This is a genomic window from Pseudomonas orientalis (genome assembly GCF_001439815.1).
Classification (GTDB): Bacteria; Pseudomonadota; Gammaproteobacteria; order Pseudomonadales; family Pseudomonadaceae; genus Aquipseudomonas; species Aquipseudomonas orientalis.
Window position 1 is genome coordinate 147857 of the sequence record NZ_JYLM01000002.1, and the last position, 24211, is coordinate 172067.

Below are 24211 nucleotides of genomic sequence, written 5' to 3' on the forward strand. Positions count from 1 at the left end.
CATGCTTTCCAACCCTAACATCGACCTGGTGTCGCGCTTTCTTCGCTTGCCTCTGGAACAGCGCCAGCAGTTTTATCAGCGCCTGCAAGGCCGGGGCATGAGTTTCGCTCAACTGCCGATTGCTTGCATCCGTGAGGACGGTCAACACCTGCCGCTGTCCTACGCCCAGGAGCGCCAGTGGTTTCTCTGGCAACTGGACCCCGGCAGCGCGACTTACCACATCCCCGGCGCCTTGCGTTTGCACGGGCAGTTGGACCTGGCGGCATTGCAGCGCAGCTTCGACAGCCTGCTGGCCCGTCACGAGAGCCTGCGTACGCAACTGGTCGAGGAGGGCGAGCAGGTGTGGCAGGCCGTGCTGCCCCAGGCACGGGTCGAGATTCAGCAGGCGCAGATCGACGAGGCGCAGTTGATGGCGCGCGTGGCGCAGGAGGTGGCACGGCCGTTCGATCTGCACCAGGCGCCGCTGCTGCGCGTGACCTTGCTGCAACTGGCTGAAGATGAGCATGTACTGGTGATGGTGCAGCACCATATCGTCTCCGATGGTTGGTCGATGCAGGTGATGGTCCAGGAGCTGGTGCAACTGTATGCGGCGTACAGCCAGGGCCAGGACCTGCAACTGCCGCCGCTGCCGATCCAGTACGCCGACTACGCCCTGTGGCAGCGCGGCTGGATGGAAGCGGGGGAGCGGGCGCGGCAGCTGGCTTATTGGCAGGCATTGCTGGGCGGTGAACAGCCGGTGCTGGAACTGCCGCTGGACCGTCCGCGCCCGGCGCAGCAAAGTCATCGCGGCGCGAGCTTGCAGGTGCACCTGCAACCCGAACTGGTCGCCGGCTTCAAGCGCCTGGCGCAGCAGGAAGGCGTCACCCCATTCATGCTGCTGCTCGCGTCCTTCCAGGCCTTGCTGTACCGCTACAGCGGGCAGTCGGATATTCGCATCGGCGTGCCGATTGCCAACCGCAACCGCGTCGAAACCGAAGGGCTGATCGGGTTTTTCGTCAACACCCAGGTGCTCAAGGCGGACCTGGACGGGCAGATGAGCTTTGTCGAGTTGCTGCAACAGACCAAGCGACGCGCCCTGGAAGCCCAGGCCCACCAGGACCTGCCGTTCGAGCAACTGGTGGTGGCGCTTTCGCCTGAGCGCAGCCTGAGCCACAACCCATTGTTCCAGGTGATGTTCAACCACCAGACCGACGCCCAGGGCGGGCGCGGCGGCCAGCAACTGCCGGGCCTGCGCGTGGTGGAGCTGGACTGGGACAATGCCACTACGCATTTCGACCTGAGCCTGGATACCCACGAATCGGCCGAAGGGCTTTGGGCGGCGTTGAACTACGCCACCGATTTGTTCGACGCGGCGACCATCGAACGCCTGGCGCAGCACTGGCAGCAGTTGCTGCAGACGGTCGTCAGCGCCCCGCACAGCCGTCTGGCGGAGCTTTCGCTGCTGGATGCCGCCGAGCAGCAGCGCATGCTCCAGGACTGGAACACGCCGGCCTGCGTTCGTGAATTGCAAGGCGTGCACCTGCTGTTCGAAGCCCAGGCCGCCGCGCAGCCCGCACGCCAGGCCCTGGCACTGGACGGGCAGGCTCTCAGCTACGGTGAACTGAACCGTCAGGCCAACCGCCTGGCGCATTACCTCATCGCCCGAGGCATCGGCCCGCAGGCCTTGGTCGGGATCGCCGTGGAGCGCTCCTTTGCCATGGTGGTCAGCTTGCTGGCGGTGCTCAAGACCGGCGCGGCCTATGTGCCGCTGGACCCTGAGTATCCTCGCGAGCGTCTGGTGCACATGCTCGAGGACAGCGCTGTGCGCCTGGTGCTGACCCAGTCGCACCTGCGTGATCACCTGCCATTGCCGGCGCACGTGGTGGCCGTTGAAATCGACGTCGCCCAGGCGCAGTTGGCGCTGTGTGATGAACATAATCCACCCGCTGTTTTCGAACCCAACAGCCTGGCCTACGTGATCTACACCTCGGGCTCCACCGGCAAACCCAAGGGCGTTGCCATCAGCCACGGCGCGTTGAGTGAGTTCGCCGGCATTGCAGCCGATTATTCGCAGTTGGTCGCGCAAGACCGGGTACTGCAGTTCGCCACCCTGAATTTCGACGGTTTCGTCGAGCAGTTGTACCCGGCGCTGACCCTCGGCGCCACGGTGGTATTGCGTGGCCCGCAACTGTGGGACGGCGCCGAACTGTATCGGCAGATCATCGAGCAGGGTATCACTCTGGCTGACTTGCCGACGGCCTATTGGAAGCTGTTCTTGCAGGATTGCCTGGCGGCGGGCGCGCGGTCTTACGGCGCCTTGCGCCAGATGCATATCGGCGGCGAAGCCATGCCCCTCGACGGCCCGTTGTTGTGGCAACGCGCGGGCCTGGGCCATGTGCGGCTGCTCAATACCTACGGACCGACCGAGGCCACCGTGGTTTCCAGTGTGCTGGACTGCACCGACCCGGACGTGATCAGCGGCGTCAGCGCCAGCCCCATCGGCCGCGCGTTGCCCGGGCGTGGCTTGTATGTGCTGGATCGCGACCTGAACCTGCTGCCCGCCGGCGCCGTGGGCGAACTCTACATTGCCAGCGCCAGCGGCCTGGCCAGCGCTTATCTGCGGCGCCCGGGCCTGACTGCCGAGCGCTTTGTCGCCAACCCGTTCAGTGCGTGCGGCGAGCGGCTTTATCGCAGCGGCGACCTGGCGCGTTATCGCGCCGATGGGGTGGTGGAGTATGTCGGACGGGTCGACCATCAAGTGAAGATCCGTGGTTTTCGCATCGAACTGGGCGAGATCGAAAGCGTGCTGCTGGCCCAGGACGGCGTGCGTGAAGCGCTGGTGCTGGCGGTCGACAACCAACTGCTGGCCTACCTGGTGCCCGCGCAACCGTCGAGTGAAGCCGAACGGTTGATGAACACCCTGCGCGAACAGCTGCCGGACTACATGGTGCCGGCGCACCTGATCTTCCTTGAGCGCATGCCGCTCAACCCCAACGGCAAGCTGGACCGTCAGGCACTGCCCAAGCCTGACGCCAGCGCGGCACACCAGGACTGGCAGGCGCCGGTCACCGCGTTGCAACAGCAGATCGCCGCGATCTGGGCCGATATTCTCGGCACCGAAAACGTCGGTTTGAACCAGCACTTCTTCGAACTGGGGGGGCATTCGCTGCTGGCGATGCAAGTGGTGTCGCGCATTCGCCAGACGCTGCAGCGCGAGGTGCCGCTCAAGGCCTTGTTCGAGCACCCACGGCTGGACGCATTTGTCGCGGCATTGCAGGCCCAGCACAGCCTGGCGCCGAGCGCACCGCCGTTGCTGCCGGTGGGGCGCGAGCAGGCCTTGCCGTTGTCCTATGCCCAGGAGCGCCAGTGGTTTCTCTGGCAATTGGAGCCGCATAGCGCCGCGTACCACATCCCCAGTGCGTTGCGCCTGAAAGGGCAACTGGACCTGGACGCGTTGCAGCGCAGTTTCGATACGTTGCTGGCCCGGCATGAAAGCCTGCGCACTTGCCTGCGCCAGGAGCATGAGCGTGCGGTTCAAGTGATCGCGCCGTCGGCGTCGTTGCAGATCGCTCAGGCCGATGTCGACGAAGCCGAACTCCAGGCCCAGGTCGAGGCACGGATCGCGCGGCCGTTCGACCTGGAACGCGGCCCGTTGCTGCGCGTGTCGCTGCTGCGCCTGGCCTTCGACGAGCATGTGCTGGTGCTGGTGCAGCACCACATCGTCTCCGATGGCTGGTCGATGCAGGTGATGGTCGAAGAGCTGGTGCAGCTGTATGCCGCGTTCAGCCAGGGCCAGACACCTGACCTGCCGACATTGCCGATCCAATACGCCGACTATGCCGTGTGGCAGCGCCATTGGATGGAGGCGGGCGAGAAGGACCGTCAACTGACGTACTGGCGCGACATGCTCGGCGGCGAGCAAAGTGTGCTGGAGTTGCCGTTCGACCACCCGCGCCCGGCCGTGCAAAGCCATCGCGGCGCACGCCTGGCCTTCGAGCTGGACCCCGAGCTGAGCCAACAGCTCAAGGCTTTGGCCCGGCAACAGGGCGTGACCCTGTTCATGTTGCTGCTGGCGTCGTTCCAGACCCTGCTGCATCGCTACAGCGGCCAGGAAGAAATCCGCGTCGGCGTGCCCATCGCCAACCGCAACCGCAGCGAAACCGAGCGGCTGATCGGCTTTTTCGTCAACACCCAGGTACTCAAGGCAGACTTGCACGGCCAGATGAGCGTCGAAGAGTTAGTGCAACAGACCCGACAACGCGCGCTGCAAGCCCAGGCCCATCAGGACTTGCCGTTCGAACAGTTGGTGGAAGCCCTGCAACCGGAACGCAGCCTGAGCCACAACCCGTTGTTCCAGGTGATGTTCAACCACCAGACCGACGTCGGCCAGGCCCAGGTCCAGCAGCAACTGCCGCAGCTTCTGGTCGAAGGGCTGGAATGGCAAAGCAAGACCGCGCATTTCGACCTGGACCTGGATATCCAGGAATCCACCGAAGGCATCTGGGCCACCCTCGGTTATGCCCAGGACCTGTTCGAAGCCGGCACCGTGCAACGCATGGCGCGTCACTGGCAGAACCTGCTGCAGGGCATGGTCGCCAACCCTCGGCAGCCGCTCGGCCAGTTGAACCTGCTGGACCCGGACGAGCAGCAACAGATCCTGCAACTGTGGGACCGCAGCGCCTCCGGCTTCTCGGCCCGGCGCCTGGTGCATGAATTGGTCGCCGACCGTGCGCGGGAAACCCCGGATGCGGTGGCGGTGAAGTTCGCCGACGAGCAACTCACGTACGGCGAGCTGGATCGCCAGGCCAACCGCCTGGCCCACGCGCTGATCGCCCGTGGTATCGGCCCGGAAGTGCGCGTGGCCATCGCCATGCCGCGCAGTGCCGAGATCATGGTGGCGTTCCTCGCCGTGATGAAGGCCGGTGGTGTGTACGTGCCGCTGGATATCGAATACCCGCGTGATCGCCTGTTGTACATGATGCAAGACAGCCGTTCGCGGTTGCTGCTGACCCACTCGACGGTGCAACAGCGCCTGCCGATTCCCGAGGGCCTGCAAGCCCTGGCGGTGGATCAGGTGCAGGCCTGGTCCGATGACGACTACACGGCGCCGAACGTCGCGCTGGACGCCGACAACCTTGCCTACGTGATCTACACCTCCGGTTCCACCGGCATGCCCAAGGGTGTGGCGGTTTCCCATGGGCCGTTGGTGGCGCACATCATCGCCACCGGCGAACGCTATGAAACCCGCCCGGCCGATTGCGAGCTGCACTTCATGTCCTTCGCCTTCGACGGTTCCCACGAAGGCTGGATGCACCCGTTGATCAACGGCGCCAGTGTGCTGATCCGCGATGACAGCCTGTGGCTGCCGGAATACACCTATGCGCAGATGCATCGGCACAACGTGACCATGGCCGTGTTCCCGCCGGTGTACCTGCAACAACTGGCCGAACACGCCGAGCGCGACGGCAACCCCCCGGCGGTGCGGGTGTACTGCTTCGGCGGTGATGCCGTGGCCCAGGCCAGCTACGACCTGGCCTGGCGCGCGCTGAAGCCGACCTACCTGTTCAACGGCTACGGCCCCACCGAAACCGTGGTCACGCCGCTGTTGTGGAAGGCGCGCAAGGGCGACCCTTGCGGTGCCGTTTACGCACCCATCGGCACCTTGCTCGGCAACCGCAGCGGCTACGTGCTGGACGCGCAGCTCAACCTGCAACCCATCGGCGTGGCCGGTGAGTTGTACCTGGGCGGCGAGGGCGTGGCCCGGGGGTACCTGGAACGTCCGGCGTTGACCGCCGAACGTTTCGTGCCGGACCCGTTCGGCAAGCCCGGCAGCCGCGTGTATCGCAGTGGCGACCTGACCCGTGGGCGTGCGGATGGCGTGGTGGACTACCTGGGTCGCGTCGACCATCAGGTCAAGATCCGTGGTTTCCGTATCGAGCTGGGCGAAATCGAAGCGCGTCTGCGCGAACAGGACAGCGTTGGCGAAACCGTGGTAGTGGCCCAGGAAGGTCCGACCGGCAAACAGTTGGTGGCCTATGTGGTGCCGCTGGATCCGGCCCTGCTGGACGATGCCGTCGCCCAGGCCAACGGTCGCGAAGCTCTGCGCCGCGCCCTGAAAACCCGATTGCCGGACTACATGGTGCCCACGCACCTGATGTTTCTCGAACGCATGCCGCTGACTCCCAACGGCAAGCTCGACCGCAAGGGCCTGCCGTTGCCGGATGTGAGCCTGATGCAGCAGGTGTATGTCGCGCCGCAGAGTGAGCTGGAGCGGCAAGTAGCCAGCATCTGGGCCGAGATCCTGGGCGTGGAGCGGGTAGGCCTGGCCGATCATTTCTTTGAGTCAGGCGGTCACTCATTGTTGGCGATGCAAGTGGTGTCCCGCTTGCGTCAGCTATTGGATCGGGAAGTTCCCCTGAGGACATTGTTTGAACAACCGCGGCTGCAGGGTTTTGTCGAGATGCTGGGCGACCTGCAGGCGTCTGTGGCAAGCGCACCGCCCATCCTGCCGGTCAGCCGTGAGCAGCCATTGGCGCTGTCTTATGCCCAGGAGCGGCAGTGGTTTCTCTGGCAATTGGATCCGCGCAGTGCGGCCTACCACCTGCCCAGCACGTTGCGACTACGCGGCTGGCTGGACCCAAGCGCCCTGCAACGCGCCTTCGAGCGTCTGGTTGCCCGCCATGAAAGCCTGCGTACTCAGGTGTACCAGGAAGCAGGGCGCGCCTTTCAAGTGATCCGCGAAGCAGGTGCTGTGGACATCGTCCATGCACCGGCCAACGAAAGCGATTTGCAGCGTCTGGTCGAGGCTGAAATCGCGCGCCCCTTCGATCTGCAGCAAGGTCCGCTGCTACGCGTAACCTTGTTGCGGGTCGCCGAAGGCGATCATGTATTAGTGCTGGTGCAGCACCACATCGTCTCCGATGGCTGGTCGATGCAGGTCATGGTGGATGAGCTGGTGCAGTTATACGCCGCTTATAGCCAAGGCCAGGATTTGCAACTGCCGGCATTGTCGATTCAATACGCCGATTATGCCCAGTGGCAGCGTGACTGGATGGCAGGGGGCGAGCGCATTCGTCAACTGCGCTACTGGCAGACGTTGCTGGGCGATGAGCAGCCCGTGCTGGAGCTACCGCTTGATCGGCCACGGCCGTCGGTACAGAGCTTCCGTGGCGCAGGTCTGGGGATCCTCCTTGATCCGGCGCTGGTGGCAGGGCTCAAGGGGCTGGCACAGCGTGAAAACGTCACGCTGTTCACTGTGCTGCTGGCCTCGTTCCAGACGCTGCTCCACCGTTATACCGGGCAGCAGGATATTCGCGTTGGTGTGCCAATCGCCAATCGTAGCCGGGTCGAGACCGAACGCCTGGTGGGGTTTTTCGTCAATACCCAGGTGCTCAAGGGCGATATAGATCCTCAACTGACGGTCACCCAATTGTTGCAGCAGGCCAAGCACCGGGCGCTCGACGCCCAAAGCCATCAGGACTTGCCGTTCGAGCAGTTGGTCGAAGCCCTGCAACCCGAGCGTAGCTTGAGCCATAACCCGTTGTTCCAGGTGATGTTCAATCATCAGAGCGAAGCCCGTCTGGCCAGCCGCGGCCAGCAACTGCCCGACCTGAAGGTTGAAGGGTTGGATTGGGGCACGCAGACCGCGCAGTTCGATCTGAGTCTGGATACTCAGGAAACCGTCGATGGGCTATCGGCGACGTTGACCTATGCTACCGACCTGTTCGACGTCGTTACGGCCAGACGCATGGCGCGTCATTGGCAGAACCTGTTGCAGGCCATGTTGGGTGACCCGCATCAACGGGTCGCTCAGTTACCGCTGTTGGATCCCCTGGAACAGCAGCTAATGGTCGAACAGTGGAACGACACGGCGCAGGCCTATCCGTTGCAACACACCGTGCAGCAGATGTTCGAAGCTCAAGCCAGGCGCACGCCGGATGCCCAGGCAGTGATGTTTGCCGCGCAGGCGCTCAGTTATACGCAGCTCAATGCCCGAGCCAATCGCCTGGCGCACCGCCTGATCCAGGCCGGTGTCGCGCCGGACGTGCTGGTGGGCGTGGCGATGGAGCGCTCGATTGAGATGGTCGTCGCGCTGCTGGCTGTGCTCAAGGCGGGTGGCGCCTATGTGCCGCTGGATCCGGACTATCCACGCGAACGCCTGGCCTACATGCTGCAAGACAGCCAGGCACAACTGCTGCTGACCCAGGCGCACCTGTTGCAGGCACTGCCTGTCAGTGATCCCTCGCACTGCCTGGTGGTGGAGCCTGGTGATCTCTGGCTGAGCGGATATGCCAATACCAATCCTGATGTTGCGGTGGATGCGGAAAACCTGGCGTACGTCATTTACACCTCCGGCTCCACCGGGCAGCCGAAGGGGGCAGGCAACCGCCACTGCGCGTTGACCAACCGATTGCTCTGGATGCAACAGGCTTATGCACTCGACGCCGAAGATACGGTGCTGCAGAAAACCCCGTTCAGTTTCGACGTATCGGTATGGGAGTTCTTCTGGCCCTTGATGACGGGGGCTCGGCTGGTAGTGGCGGCACCTGGGGATCATCGGGACCCCTCACGATTGGTCGAGTTGATCAATCGCCAGCAAGTGACCACTCTGCATTTCGTGCCCTCAATGCTGCAAGCGTTCCTCCAGGATTCGAAGGCGGCCAGTTGCCAGGGTCTGCGACGCATCATTTGCAGCGGCGAAGCCCTGCCGGTGGACGCGCAGCAGCAGGTGTTCGCCAAGCTGCCAAACGCGGGCTTGTTCAATCTGTATGGACCGACTGAGGCTGCCATTGATGTGACTCACTGGACCTGCGTCGACGAGCATCGCGACAGCGTGCCGATTGGTCGACCGATTGCCAACCTGCGCACGCATGTGCTGGATGCGCAGTTGCAGCCAGTCGCGCCCGGTGTTGCCGGCGAGTTGTACCTGGGTGGGGCCGGGCTGGCACGCAGTTACCATCGGCGCCCCAGCCTTACCGCAGAGCGCTTCGTGCCATGCCCGTTCCAGCCGGGCTCGCGGTTGTATCGCACCGGGGATCGGGTGCGCCAGCGTACGGATGGCGTGATCGAATACATCGGTCGGCTGGACTATCAAGTCAAGCTACGCGGTTTACGCATAGAACTGGGGGAGATCGAGGCACGGTTGCTGGAGCATCCGCTGGTGCGCGAAGCCTCGGTGCAAGTGCACGAAGGGCGATACCTCGTTGGCTACCTGGTGCTGCAGGATTCGACGCAAGCGTGGCGTGATGCCTTGAACATTCACCTGCTGGCGCATATGCCGGAATACATGGTCCCTGCGCAGTGGGTGCTGCTGGACCATATGCCGCTGAGCCCCAATGGCAAGCTGGACCGCAAGGCCTTGCCCGCGCCGGACGCCAGCGTGTATGAGCGGCAATTCGTTGCAGCACGCAGCCCACTGGAGCAGACGCTCGTGACCGTCTGGAGCGAGGTGCTGGAGCTTGAACAGGTGGGCGTCGAAGACAATTTCTTCGAGTCGGGAGGGCATTCGTTGTTGGTGCTGATGCTTAAGGAGCGCATCCGCAAGGTCGTCGGTGTGGATTTGTCGGTGAGCCAGTTGATGCTCAATCCGACCGTGGCCGCACAGGCGATGTGCCTGGAGGGCCGTGCCGACACGTCGTTGATAGTGAGGCTCAATAGTCAAACCCGAGGGACTCCGTTGTATCTCTTTCATCCCAGCTATGGCTCGGTGCATTGCTACAAGGCAATTGCCTTGGCGTTGCGCGAGCAGCGGCCGGTGATGGGGGTCGTGTGTCGCGCACTGGCCGAAAAGGGTAGCGAGGTTCCTGCCTGGGCTGAAATGGTCGAAGACTACACCGCGCAGTTGTTGAAGGCGCAACCCGAGGGGCCGTTCCGTCTGGCTGGCTGGTCCCTGGGCGGCAATCTGGCGATGGAAGTTGCCTATGGCCTGGAGCAAGCGGGCCGGCGGGTCGAGTGCGTCGGCTGGATCGATGCGTCACCGCCCCAGTGGCTCAAGGCGTTCTGGGATACCGCGGTGATGGTCGATGAGCGGGACATTTCTGCCAATGAGCGACGTGTGGAGCTGCTGGGGGTGATGTTCCCGGATTTCTCCGAGCAGATTCACGCCCAGTGGTCGGCGCTGCAATGTGCAGAGGCTGAGGATGGCGAACGGTGGGCCGAGTTCAGCCGCTGGGCCGAGCAGACCCTGGGCGAGCGCTTCCTTGAGCTTAAGGAGGAATTGCTCAATGGCCAGGAAGCGCAGATTTCCTGGGAGGTCGATCGCATTTTGGGTGAGCGCCTGCGCGATGCCGACTTCAAGGCGATCAAGGCACCGATCAGTTGCTGGTGGGCAGCCTTGAGCCGTACCGGGGTGCATCATCAATTGATCGAGGCAAGCATGCTGGAGGTGGCCGGGCATTCAGAGGTCGAGCGTTCGGTGCTGATCGAGACCAGCCACGACCGCTTGATCGATAACGCGCAGTTCATTCGCAGCTTCGCCGCAGCGATGGCCTGAGTCGCACTGCACAAAAAGCCCCCGGTCACCTTGAGTGACCGGGGGCTTTTTCGTGCGATCAAGTAGCGTGGCCCGTACACACTGAAACGCCACGGGCAGTAAGTGCCCCGGGGTGTTTGGAGTGCCACCGTCAGCCGCATCGGGGCGGCTGATGAGGCGCCTTAGAAGTCCCAGCGCGTGCTGAGCATGAAGTTACGGGGTTCACCGTAAGCTGCAGAGTTATAGAAGCCGATGTTGGTGTAGTAGGACTTGTCGAAAATGTTGTTGATGTTCAGCGTGGTCGACACGTTTTTAGTGAACTGGTAACGGGCCATCGCGTCCACCAGCCAGTACGACTCTTGGGAGAACTCTTCGTAGCCGCCACGGGGAGAGTTGTAGATATCCTGCCAGGCCACGCTCTGCCAGCGAGCACCACCGCCGACAGTCAACTTGTCCAGGTTGCCCTTGAGTTTGTACGTGGTGTAGAGGCTGACCTGATCTTCGGGTTCGAAGGTGGAAATTTTCACGTCTTTGTCGTCGCGCACGATCTTGTGGGTATAGCCGGCCTGGAGTTGCCATCCCGGAGCCAGTTCGCCGGACATCTCCACTTCATAACCCTTGGTCACCGCCTGGGTACCTTTGAACGCATAGTTCGAGGGGGTGGGTTTGAGGTTGTTGTAGTCGTCGTCCGAAACGGAACGGTTGTCTTCGTGGATCTCGAAGTAGGCTGCGCTGGCGTTTACACGACCGTCCAGGAAGTCTGCCTTTACACCCAACTCCCAGTTCTGGCCTTCGTCCGGTTCAAGCAGCTTGTTATCTCTGTCGCGGTTGTAGCTTTCCTGAGGCATGAAGATATCGGTGTAACTGGCGTAAACCGAGTAGGTGTCGTTCAGGTCGTACACCGCACCGACATAAGGTACGAAGCGCCCCGACTCGCGATAGCTCGGGTTGTTGCCCGTCACCGTATAGTTGACCACCCGACCACCCAGCAGCAGTTTGAGGTCGTCGGTGAGGCTCAGACGGGTTGTCATGTACATTCCGGTCTGGCGAACGGTGTCGTCGATTTTCGATTGCGGCCTGCCCCAATCCGGTTGAGGAGCGTTGCCGTGCCAGTTGTTGAAGTCCACCACGTTAGGGGCGAGGTTCCAGTATCCGTTGCCATTCCATTCCGAGGAGCTGATGGAACCACCGAATACCAGCTCATGCTCGCGGCCACCTAGGCTGAAAGGGCCGCTGACATACGCGTCGGCGGAATCGCTGACGGTTTCGCCGGTGTATTTGCCCGAGGTGAGCTGTGACGTACCATCCAATGCCGGGGTATCGCCCTGGATGGAACCCATCAACGCGTGATAACCGTTGATCTTGTGGTCCAGTTGCAGCTTGGTGATCCAGCCATCACCCAGGTCGTGCTCCACCATGGCGAAGACGGTGCGGGTGTATTGCTCCCAGCTGCTCCAGTCGGCGGCGTTATTGAATGAGCGCTTGACCGTGTTGCGATTACCCTGGGCGTCGATCAGTGGGAAGCTGCCTGACCACGACGAACCTTTCGGCAGGCTGTCTTGATAATCACCGCCTACTGTCAGCAGGGTGTCGGGAGACAGGTCGAACTCCATGATGCCGTAGTACGTCGGGCTTTTGCGCTCGTAGCGGTCCATGAACGAGTGTTTGTCCTGGTAGGCGGCGACCGCCCTGCCACGGATATTGCCGGTTTCGGTCAGTGGGCCGCTGACATCCAGTTCGCTGCGGTAGTTGTCCCAGGAACCAGCGCCCAGCGTGGCATGGCCCTGGAACTCGGCGGTCGGTTTCTTGCGTACAAGGTTGATGGTCGCACCCAGCGAACCGGCGCCGGTCAGCAGGCCGGTTGCGCCCTTGAGCACTTCGACCCGGTCGTAGATCGCCATGTCGCTCAGGGTATTCCCTGCGGAGTACGCCACATTGCGTGCGGTGGACGGGATTCCGTCATATTGGAAATTATTGATGGAGAAGCCACGGGCGTAGTAATTGCTGCGCTCGGTGTCGAAAGCGGAAACGGTGATGCCCGGTGTATGGCGCATCACGTCGTCCACATTGTTCAGGCCGAAGTCGTCCATGTGCTGACGCGTGACGACGGTCACCGATTGTGGGGTTTCCTTCGGCGTCAGGACCAGGCGCGTTGCGGTGGCGATGGAGCCTGGCGTATAGGAGCCGGTATTTTCGGTAACGTTACCCAGCATGTTGCCGGTAACCTCGGTCGGGCTCAGTTCCAGCCCGCCGGCGACGCTGGCGGCTGCCACGGTCAAGGTATTGCCGTTGAGGCTGTAGGTGGTCTGGCTGCCTGCCAGCAACGCATCGATGGCCTGCTGCGGTTGCATCTTGCCCTTGAGCGCACGGCTGTTCTTACCCTGCACGTCGCCAGGGCTGTACAACACTTGCACATTGGTCTGGCGGCCAAATTCCTGCAGTGCGCTCCCCAGCGGCTGTGCAGGAATGTTCAACTCGATCTCCTGGGCCTGAACATAGCCTGCAATCGGCAGCGACACCGCCAGTGCCAGGGCACTCGGAAGAAGGTTCATGTTCAGGGCCCTGCGCATGGATAACACTTTGCTCAGGGGGCTGAGACCGAGTCGTGCTGGCATGGATGCTTTCTCTTCTAGGTTTTAAGTGGGCAGTTATCGTATCTATTGAGGTTAATTCTCATTACCACTAGTGAGACGTTCCTACCTGGAAAAACCGGAAAATAAATTCACGCCGGTTCCAATTCGTGCACCACCTGGCCGGCGCGCAGGCGTACCAACTGGTCGGCGATGTCGAAATAACGGTCGTCGTGGCTGATCACGATGATGGTCTTGCCCAGGCGCTTGAGGTCCGGCAACAGCTCGGTGTAGAAAATCCGGCGGAACGCCGGGTCCTGGTCGGCGGCCCATTCGTCGAACACCAGCACCGGGCGTTCTTCCAGCCAGGCGTTGACCAGTGCCAGGCGCTTGCGCTGACCGGTGGAGAGGTCGGTGGTGCTGAATACGCCGTCCTTGACGCTGACCTTGTGCGCGATTTCCAGGCGTTCCAGGTACTTGGTGGCGCTGTCCAGGGACTGGGCGGCGCTGCCCTGGACCAGGTCGTCGAACAGGTAGTAGTCGGAAAACACCGTGGTGAACAGCTGGCGATAGTCGTCGCGCTCAGGGTCGGTGACCGCTTCGCCGTTCAGGCGAATCTCGCCGGCCTGGGGCGGGTACAGACCCAGCAGCAGTTTGATCAGGGTGGTCTTGCCGCTGCCGTTCTCGCCGACGATGAACACGATGTCGCCTTGCTGGATGCTCAGGTTGATCGGCCCCAGGTGGAACGGCTCGCTGCCCTCGACCGCCGGCGGGCTGTAGCTTACGTCGCGCAGTTCGAGGCTGTTGACCACCGGTTTCGGCGCTTCGCTGTCGTCCATCAACAGGTGCGGTTCCGGGGACGAAAAACGCTCCGACAGTTCACTGATGCGGCCGAACGCGATCTTGGCCTTGCCGACCACGGGCAGGTAACCCAGCAGGTGTTCCAGCGGGCCTTTCATGTACAGCAGCACCAGTACGAAGCCGGTGATCACCGTCGGGTCCGGGTTGGGGTTATACGCCTGCATCGCCAGGGCCAGGCCGATGACCACGAAGAACAGCATCGAGCCGAACGTCTTGGCGAGGATGTAGATGTTGACCGAACGCACCTGGATGTCGCTGATGCGGTCGGCGGTTTCCTGGATGCGGTGGGTGTTCATGCGAAACCGCCGAGGCCGGTGCATGCGCAATTCCTTGGCGCCGGACGCAATGGCGTTGTAGTAACGCTGCAACTCATCTTCGTGGCTGCGCGCCAGGTCGAAGCCCTGGATACCTTTACCGCCGGCGATGAACTGCACGGCGCTGCCGATAATGATCGCCACCACCATCATCAGGAACATCGGCACCGACAGGTAGGCCAGGTAGCCCAGGCAACCGAGGGTGACTGTGGCCGCGATGGCCAGCGGCGTGAACGCGAAGGAAAAGTCGCTGATGGTGTCGACGTCGTGGGTCAGCACCGGGATCAGGCGGTGGGAGCGATAGCGTTCGATCTGGCCGATGGGCGCCGACAGGACTTTCTCACCGAGGTCCTTGCGCAGGGCGGCGATGATCCGTTGCCCGACGTAATTGGTACCGATGTCGGAAATGATCGAACTGAGCAGCGCCACCACGCACAGTGCGGCAAAGGTCAGGACCACGCCCTGGGTCATGCCGGCCGCCGAGTGCAGCGCGTTATTGATGGTCGCCAGCAGCAACGTAATGGCCAGGCCGCCCACCATGCCGAGGGCAACGGAGACCGTCACAATGGTGCGAAAGGGCCGGAGCAGGGCGAGCAAACCTTTGAAGGCGCCGCGTTTGGGGTCGGTCATAAATACATCCCGGAGAGTGAAAAGAGGGGCTGGGCACACAGACCCTTACCCATGACAAACGAAGTGTCGGCGCGACTATTTAGCTCGGTGTGCCGGGCGGTGGCGGCGCTGGATAAATTGCGCGAGGGCTGGTTCGTTCTTGTGGTGTAGGCGCACGGGTATTCACGCCGTACGTATTCCTTCTGCGAGAGCGAAACAATGACGAAAAAGAACCTGGTGTATGTCTGGTCCCTGAGAAATGCCGCCGCCGACAAGGCCGGGCAGCCGGTGGCCTACAAGGACCACGAGCGCTACATGAAGTCGGTGCTGGAGTTTCTGGTGGGCTCGCTCAACGACACCGCGCTGGGCGATGCCTACAACCTGGTCGGGGTGGTGTACGACGATGATGAGCAGAATCTACGGGATCAGGCGCTGGTCGCCGATTATGGTTTCGCTTACAAGCCTGGCCGCCAATGGCTGTACCCGGGCGACCTGCGCGTGCAGGGCAGGTTGGTCAACGACCTGTTGCTGAGCGTACCCTCGACCTATCGTCGCCTGCCCCGGGGCAGCGCCGAGCATATCGCCGGCAAACAGGATTTCGAACGTCGCCTGCATGACGTGCTGGTGGAGTTGAAAGCCGACATCGTGGTGCTCGACGGCTTGCTGGTGATTCTCGATGACTTGGTGCGCCCAGGCGCGCCGTTTGCGCGGCGCATCATGAACATCCATCCGGGTATCACGCGGATCGAATCGCCGTACGAACGCCGTGGTGCCTATGCCACCTGGAACGCGCTGTATGGCGCACGTGGGCAGACCGTGGTGGACTGGGCGACCAAGGCCACCACGCCTTCGGAGCCGCTGTACCTTACTGGCGCGTCGTTCCACTATGTGGACAACGGCATTGATTCCGGCGAAGTGTTTCACGACGTATTGAAGACCGAGATCTCGCCGCAAGACACCATCCTCGAACTGCGCTGGAACAATTTCAACAACAGCCTGTTCCCGGCGTTGCATGAAGGCCTGGAATTGTTGGCCCAGAAGGGCTGAATACGCTCTTCGAGTGGTATGAAATTCCAATCTGGGAGGGTGCTTGCCCCCGATGGCGGTGGGTCAGTTGCAGAAGCATTCACTGACCCTCCCTCATCGGGGGCAAGCCCCCTCCCACATTGGATTGGTGTATGGCTTGGAGCTCGCGTACTACCCGAAGACCTATCCAGCTCACCCCGCGTTTGCGGGTAGATACATTGCTCCTGATGCATGGAGTCCAAATGTGGGAGGGGGCTTGCCCCCGATAGCGGTGGGTCAGATAAATGGATATTGACAGACCCACCGCCATCGGGAGCAAGCCCCCTCCCACATTGGGTTGGTGTATGGCTTAGAGATCGCGAACTACTCGGAAACCGATCCAGTCACCACGCGTCTGCGGGTAGATGTTGTTGCGGTTGCCGGAGCGGGAAAACACCGGTGCCTCGCCCCAGTCATTGCCGCGAATCTGGTAGGACTCGCAGTTCGGTTCTATCCAGGCACTGCCGTCAGTCGGCGCGCCGATGTAGTTCGGGTGTTCACAATCGGCGACCCGCTCATACACATTGCCGTGCATGTCGTACATGCCAAACGCATTCGGCGGATAGCTGCCCACCGGTGACGAATAGCTGTAGCCGTCCGCCGGGCCGTAGGTGTTGGCGTGCCTGGCGATGCTGTAGCCCTTGCCTTCGTCGAACGGGAAGGGGAACGGCCCGCTGGTGCCGGCGCGGGCCGCGTATTCGCGTTGGGCTTCGCTGACCATGTGGTACTGCTGGCCGGTCTTTTTCGACAGCCAGGCCACGTAATGTTTAATGTCGTCCATGTCCATGCACACCGCCGGCTGGCGCGGGCCCTGGGGGTAGCGCGGTTTGCCGGCGATACACTCGCGGCCGGGGCGATCATCGCCATTGGCGATCTTCACCCCGGCCTGGCGTACATAGCTGTCCCATTCACCGGCGGTGATGTGGAAGCGGCTCATGGCAAAGGGCTTGGCGAAGGTCACTGCATGCATCGGGCCTTCGTCCGGCTCACGGCCGACTTCGTCTTCCGGGGTGCCCATGGTGAAGGTGCCGGCAGGCAATACCACCATTTCCGGGCAGTCCTTGCAGTCCTTGAAGACTTTGCCCGGTTGCGGTGCCGCCGCCTGGGCCAGGCCAGGGAGCAGGGCACCACACAGTGCGGTCAGCGCCAGGGCCGTCAGGGGTTTGAGTCGAAATGGCGTCATGTGAGCGTCTCGTTCAAATAAAAAAGGATCACAGCCGTTGGCTCAGCAGCGCCATGAAGCGCTGGATGTCATCCGAGCTGTTGAGCAGGCTGGGGGAGGTGCGGATCACCGGGCCGACATCGCGGTCCACCGCGTCGATCACCACACGGTTTTTCATCATGTAGGCTGCCACCGCATCGCTGTCCTGGCCTTTGACCCGAAAAAAGGTAAAGCCTGCCGATAGCTCAGGACTGCGCGGCGTGACCAGTTCTATCTGCGGATGCGCCAGCAGTTGCTCTTTAAGCTCGGTGTTGAGTGCATGGATGCGCGCCTGTACCGGCGCCTTGCCCAGCTGGAAATGCAACTTGAAGGCTTCGTCGGCGGCCCAGCGATGCTCGAACGCGTGGTAGCCGCCGGGCGTCATGGTGGTGGCGAAATCCTTGTCTTCGGAGAAGGTCGGCACCATCGGCGTGACGTAGGTGTTGTCGGGGCTGCGAGCGCACACCAGGCCGGTGCCGCGCGGGCCGAACATCCACTTGTGGGTGCCGGCGATGAAGAAGTCGCAGTGCATGGCGGGAAAGTCGAGGTTTTCCACGCCGAAGCCGTGCACGCCGTCGACCACGTAGAGCAGGCGGTCGTTGTCGTCGCGGTTGCGGTTGTGTTCGTCGACCAGTTGGCCGATGTCGCCAATGGGCAATTTCACACCGCTGCCCGACTGCACCCAGGTCATGCCCAGCACGCGGGTGTTGGGGCGGATATTGCGCTGGATATTGCCCAGTACTTCATCGACGGACACGCCGCTGGCGCTGTCGAACAGGCGGATGCGGCGTACCTGGGTGCCTTCCCTGCGCACGCGAAAATCCAGCACGTTCTGCGTCGCGTAATGCTCATGCTCGGTGGTGAGGATTTCCTGGTCGGCGCGCACCTTGATCCCGCCGTAAATCATCGCCAGCCCCTCGGAGGTGCTGCCGGTCAGGGCGATCTGTGGCGGTGTGGCGTTCAGGTAGCGACCCGCCCACTCACGCACCTGGCCTTCGCGTTTCCAGGTTTCCTGCAGGTCCCAGTCCATCGCCAGGCCGGGATTGCGGTCGATCTGCGCGCGGTAGCGTTCAATGGCCTCGCGCACCGGCCTGGGGTGCGACGCCACCAGGAAGTTGGAAAAATGCAGGTAATCCGGGTCCTGGTTGAACAGCTGTTTGAAGTCCGTCCATGGGTCGTTCGTGGCGGCGGCCAGGGCCTGGGGAATCAGCGTGTTGCCCAGCGGCAGACTGGCGGCCAATACACCGGCCTGTTTGAGGAATGTACGACGGTCGGTCATGGACTTACTTCGTGATGGGCCAAGGGTTTGGCGGCTTTCCGGACCTGGTCCCACACTCGCAGGAAGTTGCCTCCCCACAGCTTGGCGATATCGGCTTCGGAGTAACCGCGCTGGATCAGTTCGGCCGTGACGTTGCGCACCTCACCGACGTTCTCCCAGCCCTGCAGACCGCCGCCGTCGTTGAAGTCCGAAGCGATGCCGACGTGGTCGATGCCGATCTTGCGCACGGTGTAGTCGATGGCGTCGCCCCAGTCCTTGAGAGTCGCCTTGGGTTCTTCTTCGAGAATCGCGTACAGCTCGCTGGCGTACTGGCCGAAGCGCTGTTCGGGCCACGCGGCGATGATCGCATCGCCCGGCATCAAGGCCATCGCCAGGTTCGGCAGCGGCGGCAGGTCGAAGCGCGCGCGCAGGGCGTTGAGCTTGTCCTGGGTCGGCTGGCTCAGGGGGCGCAGGTAGGCGGGAAAGCCCACCACCTGCACCACGCCGCCGCTGCGCTTGATCAGTTGCAATTCCTTGTCGCTGAGGTTGCGCGGGATGTCCACCGACGCCTGCGGTGCCGAGTGGGACGCCACCATCGGCGTACGGCTCAACTGCGCGACCTGTTCCAGGGCCTTGGTCGACATCTGCGACACGTCGATGATCACGCCCAGATCATTGAGGCGCTGCACCGCTTGCTGGCCGATGGGCGACAGGCCTTCGAGAGCGTCGGTGGTGTCATTGAAAAACGGCAGCGGACGCGACGAGTCCGACCAGGCGTTATTGCCGATGTAGCTGAAGCCGAACATGCGCATGCCGCGCGCCGCCCACAGGTCCAGCTGGTTCAGGTCGTTGCCCAGCGGGTAGGCGTTGAGCATGCTGATGAAGATCGCGAACTTGCCTTCGCCGTGCAGGCGGCGCATGTCCTCCGGCGTGTAGGCGATGCCCACCTGGTTGGGAAAATCGCGGACCATGCCGGAGATGATCTTGTAGCGCACCTCCTGCTCATGGCGGGCTTCCTCGACAAAACCGTCGGTGGGTTTGTGCGGGGCGTTGGGGCCGTTCCAGATTTCCGGCCAGCCGAAAATGGTCAGGGCCGCACCGGACAATCGCCCGCGCGCCGCTTTGGCCAGGTCGAACTGGCCGCCGCCATCCTTGTCGGCTTCATTGCCGGCGGTGCCGAGGTCCATGGGCACGGTGATATGGCTGTCGAACGACAACAGGCGGTCCTGCATTTCATTGGCCTGCTTGATCACCTCCAGCGGGTAGCCGGCGTTGCCCTTGAACCAATGCTCCCAGACCAGAAAACCAGCCCCGGCAGCGACCGCCAGTGCCAGCGGCAGGCCGATATACAGCGCCTTTTTCGAACGTGGTTTTGTCATTGCCATCTCAGTCAGTTGAGGCCTTTGCTATCAGGGAAGAACGAGCGATGACCGGGGAAATTTAGCGGGCGCTGCCCTGGCGGTAAATTTCCCCGGGCTGCAAACGTTCTAGCTCTGATTAAGCCGCTTCCTAAGGTAGACAATGACGATCTCTCGACGTGGGTTCATCGCAGGCCTGGCGCTGACCGGCGCGGCGGTGCCCGCGGCCTTTTACGCCCATCGCGAGCTGACGCGGGAAGAAGAATTTCCGGTCACCCCCGGCGAAGCCACAGTGGACCTGGCCGACACCCAAGGCCAGCACCTGGCGAACGCCTTGCGCGGTGTGTGGAGCCTGCGCCTGGAAGGTCGCGACGCCGGCCTCAGGGGCTTGCCGTCCCAGGGCCTGGAGCTGCTGCTGGATATCGCCCCCCGTGGCCGTGGCTTGCGTGGTTACCTGGACACTGCCGAGAACCTGCGGGCCGACGGCGAGCCGCGTTACCGCGTATTGGGCGATCTGCTGACGGGCGAGGGCGCCTTGCTGTACTGGCGGCTGATCGACCGCGATTCGTCGGCGGGTATCCCGGCCTACGAATTCAAGATGACCCTCGATGAAGTCTGGGCCGACTTCGGCAATGCCGGCAGCGGCACCCTCAGCGGGCAGATCCTCGACCTTGAACGGCCCCTGACGTTGACCGAGCGCGACAACCGGTTCATCGCCCACAAACAGCTGTTCCCCGAAGCCCGCCAGCGTATCGGCCTCAACCCGACCCTGCTGGCCTGGCTGATCGCCCCCGAACATCGCCTGTTTCATCAGCTGTGGCACGCCACCCGTGACCAATGGCACAAGCTGTCCGAGGAAAAACGCGAGGCCCTGCGCGGCATCGGCTGGCAACCCGGGCCGCGTGGCCGGGAACGCGATGCACGGGGCAAGCTCAAGGACCGTAACGGCTCGGGCATCGACTTTTTCTTCATGCACCGCCATATGCTCGGTACCGCCCGCTCCCTGCAGGACCTGCCGTCATGGCCGCATTTCCCCGAGCCCCAGCCGGCGCTGGAGCGCGATCGCCTGGGCTTCGTGCGCTACTTCGACAACCACGACGGCTTTGCGCTGCCGCCGTGCTGGTCGGCGCCGGACGACGCCGATTACACCCAGTGGGTCAGCGACATCAAGGCGGCCGAGACCTATCACAGCAATTTCCAGGTGTGGGAATCCCACTACCGCGACCCACGCTACCTGGCCAAATTGACCCTGGGCCAATTGGGCTCGGAGATGGAGCTGGGCCTGCACGACTGGCTGCACATGCGCTGGGCCTCGGTACCACGCGACCCATCCAACGGCGCCCCGGTGCCGTTTGCCCGCGACCCTGCGGACTTTGCGCCGCGCTGGTACGCGCCGGAGAACGACTTCCTCGGCGATCCGTTTTCATCCCATGTAAATCCAGTGTTCTGGCACTTCCACGGCTGGATTGACGACCGCATCGAAGACTGGTTTCGCGCCCACGAGCGCTTCCATCCGGGCGAAGTCACCCGGCTTGAGGTCAACGGCGTAGCCTGGTTTGCGCCGGGGCGCTGGGTTGAAGTCGGCGACCCCTGGCTCGGCCCGGATACCCACGGCTGCAGCACCACGCCGGGACTGAAGCAGGGCCGCTCGATGGAAATGGACCCGGAAATCATGAAACTGGCCCTGCGCATCACCTTCGGCGCCGATGAGGAGCGGCTCAAGGGCCTGTTCAAGCGCGTGCCGCAGCGGCCCTGGTATGCGCGGCACTTGAAGGTCAAGCGTGAGGCCTGAATGCGTGTGTCAGCTGCGTGATCCTTGACATCGCGGCATTCGCGCGCAACGATCGACTCAATTTCTTAAAATTGAGTTTCAGTTGTGGCGAAAATTCAAAAACCCACTGATTTCGCGGCTTTGTTAGGTCGTCATGGCCTGCAGGTTTTCGAGCTTGCACGCGTTTTCAAGGCGGTGGATGACAAAGGCCGATATTTGCACTGGGACGAATTTCGCCGTTATCCGACACCGGGCGTCAATAAGGAGGCGGCATGGGCGGCCATCAAGATGTCCCGGGCGTGTGGGAGCAAGACGCTTGAGCTTAAGAGCGAATGCGGCAATGCTTTTTTCTTGTGCTCTACGGATTTCAGCGATGCGGTGATTCACGCTGTCGAGTCGGTGACATCCCGTTTAGGCGGGGCGGCAGCGTCGTCTCCTCAATACCGTGATAACGCTCAGTACCTGGTCGACTCCTTGATGATGGAAGAGGCAATTTCCAGCGCCCAACTGGAGGGTGCCGCGACCACGCGCAAAATCGCCAAGGACATGCTGGCCAAGGAGCGCCCGCCGCAGAATGACGATGAGCGGATGATCCTCAATAACTATCAACTGATGAAGCATGCCAAGTACAACCAGGGCGAAGACCTGTCTGTCGCACTGATCTGTGAGTTTCATGGCATCGCGACAGCAGGTATTGAGGAGGACGATATTCGCCCTGGGCATATCAGGGAAACCAATGACATTTTTGTCGGCGGTGCGGGGAATGAAATCGTTCATCAACCCCCTCAGGCTGTACTGTTACCGGACAGGCTTGAGGCACTTTGCAGGTTTGCCAATGACCGGCATGACGGTCAAGGCGGCAGGCACTTCATCCATCCGCTGGTCAAAGCCATCATTCTTCATTTCATGCTGGGTTATGAGCACCCCTTCCGGGACGGCAACGGCCGGACCGCGCGCGCTTTGTTCTATTGGTTCATGCTCAAAAGTGGTTATTGGCCCTTTGAGTACATTTCCATCAGCGCATTGCTTAAAGAAGCCCCTATGCAATACGGGCGTTCGTATGTCCATACGGAAACCGACGGGTTCGATTTAACCTATTTCGTCATTTATCAGTTGCGGGTCATCGAACGCGCAATGAACGAATTCATGCTGTATTTCGAAGGCAAAAGGCGAGAAGCCGTGGAGCTGATGAGCTGGCTGGATGCCCTTGATTTGAAGGAAGGACTGAATTACCGACAGGCTCACTTCCTGAAAAAAGTGCTGCAACACCCTGGGCGCATCTATACGTCCAGGGAACTCACCCATGACTATGACATTTCCGAAAATACGGCACGCAAGGATCTTGAAAAACTGGTCGGTATGAAACTTCTATTCAAGGTACAGGAAGGAAAAAGCCACCTGTACATCGCGCGCGACGATGCGCAGCTCAACTTGAAGAAGCTGACAAATGCGGGTTGATCGAAAACGAAAAAACCGGCTGATCAGGCCGGTTTGGGGTTCCCTTCAACAGCAGGGGTTATACGTGGTTGCTCAGCAGGCGTTCAGCGCCGCCCTCGGCCAGGCCACGTTCCTGCAGACGATCCGCACCGCCTTCAGCCAGGCCACGTTCCTGCAGACGGTCAGCACCGCCCTCAGCCAGGCCACGTTCCTGCAAGCGGTCAGCGCCACCTTCAGCCAGACCGCGTTCCTGCAAACGATCCGCGCCACCTTCGGCAACACGGGTTTCAATCATGCGATCCGCGCCGCCTTCAGCGACTACCGGGTGGGCGAAAGCGTTTGCAGCGAGTACCGAGAAAGCGAGGCTAAGCAAGAGTTGGCGTTTCATGAGGGTGTGCTCCAAGTGTTTTAGTCGGGTGCCGTTTGGCATGGGTTTGATGTTACGCGTCGCATTTTTTAAGAGAACTTCATTGCGCTGATGGTGACTATCGACGCCAGCGATGGTCCCGCTCACGGGGCCATCACTGCGACCGTCATGGCATCTGCGGCACTTCATTGGGGCGCAGGTCAAATACCAGCACCTCGGCGTCAGTGCCCTGGCTCAGGCGAATCTGGCGCTCGTCCCGTACGCGCACGCCGTCGCCTTCCTGCAAGCGCTGGCCATTGAGCTCGACGCTGCCGCGCGCCACATGGATGTAGGCATAGCGATCCGGCGCCAGGTCCAGTTGCGCGCGTTCATCGCCATCGAACAGCCCGGCATACACCCGCGCATCCTGGCGAACATTCAACGAACCGTCGGCGCCATCCGGCGAGATGATCAACTGCAGGCGTCCGCGTTTTTGCGCCTCGCTGAAGTGCTCCTGCTGATAGCGCGGCTCGGCCCCTGCTTCATTGGGCACAATCCAGATTTGCAGAAAGTGCACGCCCAGGCGCTGACTGTGGTTGAACTCGCTGTGGGCCACGCCGCTGCCGGCGCTCATCAGTTGCACATCGCCGGGGCGGATCACCGAACCGGTGCCCAGGGTGTCCTTGTGTTCCAGGGCGCCTTCGAGCACGTAGGAGAAAATCTCCATGTCACGATGCGGGTGCTGGCCGAAGCCTTTGCCGGCGGCGACGCGGTCGTCATTGATCACCAGCAGGTCGGAAAAACCCTGTTCCTTGGGGTTCCAGTAGTTGGCGAAGGAAAAGGTGTGGAACGACTTCAACCAACCGTGATTGGCGGCGCCGCGTTCGGAAGCTTTGCGAAGGGTCAGCATGGTCCAGTCCTCAAGTGAGCGCGGGCTGCGAGATGCAGGGCGCTTGCGTTGAGAAGAAGAT

General features: G+C 62.0%; 11 protein-coding genes. 5 read left to right on the forward strand and 6 right to left on the reverse strand.

All coding sequences use genetic code 11. The features are described from left to right. The first annotated feature begins 1 nt into the window (after position 1). Complete coding sequence (locus tag TU82_RS05070; protein ID WP_057722037.1) at positions 2–10471, forward strand: amino acid adenylation domain-containing protein; 10470 nt, start codon at positions 2–4, stop codon at positions 10469–10471. Between the two features lie 161 nt (positions 10472–10632). Here TU82_RS05070 and TU82_RS05075 read toward each other — a convergent pair whose 3' ends face one another. Beyond that, positions 10633–13020 carry a TonB-dependent siderophore receptor gene (locus tag TU82_RS05075; RefSeq protein ID WP_057722038.1) on the reverse strand — a complete coding sequence of 796 codons (2388 nt, stop codon included), beginning with the start codon at positions 13018–13020 and terminating at the stop codon, positions 10633–10635. Between the two features lie 152 nt (positions 13021–13172). Next, on the reverse strand, positions 13173–14825 hold the full coding sequence (locus TU82_RS05080) for a cyclic peptide export ABC transporter (protein WP_057722039.1): 1653 nt from the start codon (positions 14823–14825) through the stop codon (positions 13173–13175). A gap of 198 nt (positions 14826–15023) precedes the next feature. On the opposite strand from TU82_RS05080, the gene TU82_RS05085 reads away from it, so the two are divergent. Then, positions 15024–15851 carry a formyl transferase gene (locus TU82_RS05085; RefSeq protein ID WP_057722040.1) on the forward strand — a complete coding sequence of 276 codons (828 nt, stop codon included), beginning with the start codon at positions 15024–15026 and terminating at the stop codon, positions 15849–15851. Between the two features lie 328 nt (positions 15852–16179). Here the strand turns inward: TU82_RS05085 and pvdO are convergent, their stop codons facing one another. The 3 genes from pvdO to pvdM are packed head-to-tail and all read right to left on the reverse strand — an operon-like array spanning position 16180 to position 19707. Then, positions 16180–17052, reverse strand: a complete 873-nt coding sequence (pvdO, locus tag TU82_RS05090; protein WP_057722041.1) for a dihydropyoverdine dehydrogenase — start codon at positions 17050–17052, stop codon at positions 16180–16182. A 28-nt stretch (positions 17053–17080) separates the two neighbouring features. Further along, the gene (gene pvdN / locus TU82_RS05095) at positions 17081–18349 is read right to left on the reverse strand and encodes a pyoverdine-tailoring periplasmic protein PvdN (RefSeq protein WP_057722042.1); all 1269 of its coding nucleotides are present in this window, start codon (positions 18347–18349) and stop codon (positions 17081–17083) included. Further along, a complete protein-coding gene (gene pvdM, locus TU82_RS05100; protein WP_057722043.1) occupies positions 18346–19707 on the reverse strand; it encodes a pyoverdine-tailoring dipeptidase-like protein PvdM in 1362 nt (453 codons plus the stop codon). Before pvdM ends, pvdN begins: the two co-directional genes overlap by 4 nt. Before the next feature lie 142 nt (positions 19708–19849). On the opposite strand from pvdM, the gene pvdP reads away from it, so the two are divergent. From pvdP to TU82_RS28615, 3 genes are all read left to right on the forward strand, one after another. Further along, positions 19850–21478, forward strand: a complete 1629-nt coding sequence (gene pvdP / locus TU82_RS05105; RefSeq protein WP_057722044.1) for a pyoverdine maturation tyrosinase PvdP — start codon at positions 19850–19852, stop codon at positions 21476–21478. Positions 21479–21562: 84 nt separating this feature from the next. After that, complete coding sequence (locus TU82_RS05110; protein WP_057722045.1) at positions 21563–22915, forward strand: Fic family protein; 1353 nt, start codon at positions 21563–21565, stop codon at positions 22913–22915. Positions 22916–22979: 64 nt separating this feature from the next. Beyond that, entirely contained in the window at positions 22980–23306 is a 327-nt protein-coding gene (locus TU82_RS28615; RefSeq protein ID WP_156421638.1) for a hypothetical protein, read from the forward strand. A 121-nt stretch (positions 23307–23427) separates the two neighbouring features. On the opposite strand, the gene TU82_RS05120 is transcribed toward TU82_RS28615, so the two are convergent. Further along, entirely contained in the window at positions 23428–24150 is a 723-nt protein-coding gene (locus TU82_RS05120) for a pirin family protein (protein ID WP_057722046.1), read from the reverse strand. Positions 24151–24211: the final 61 nt, after the last annotated feature.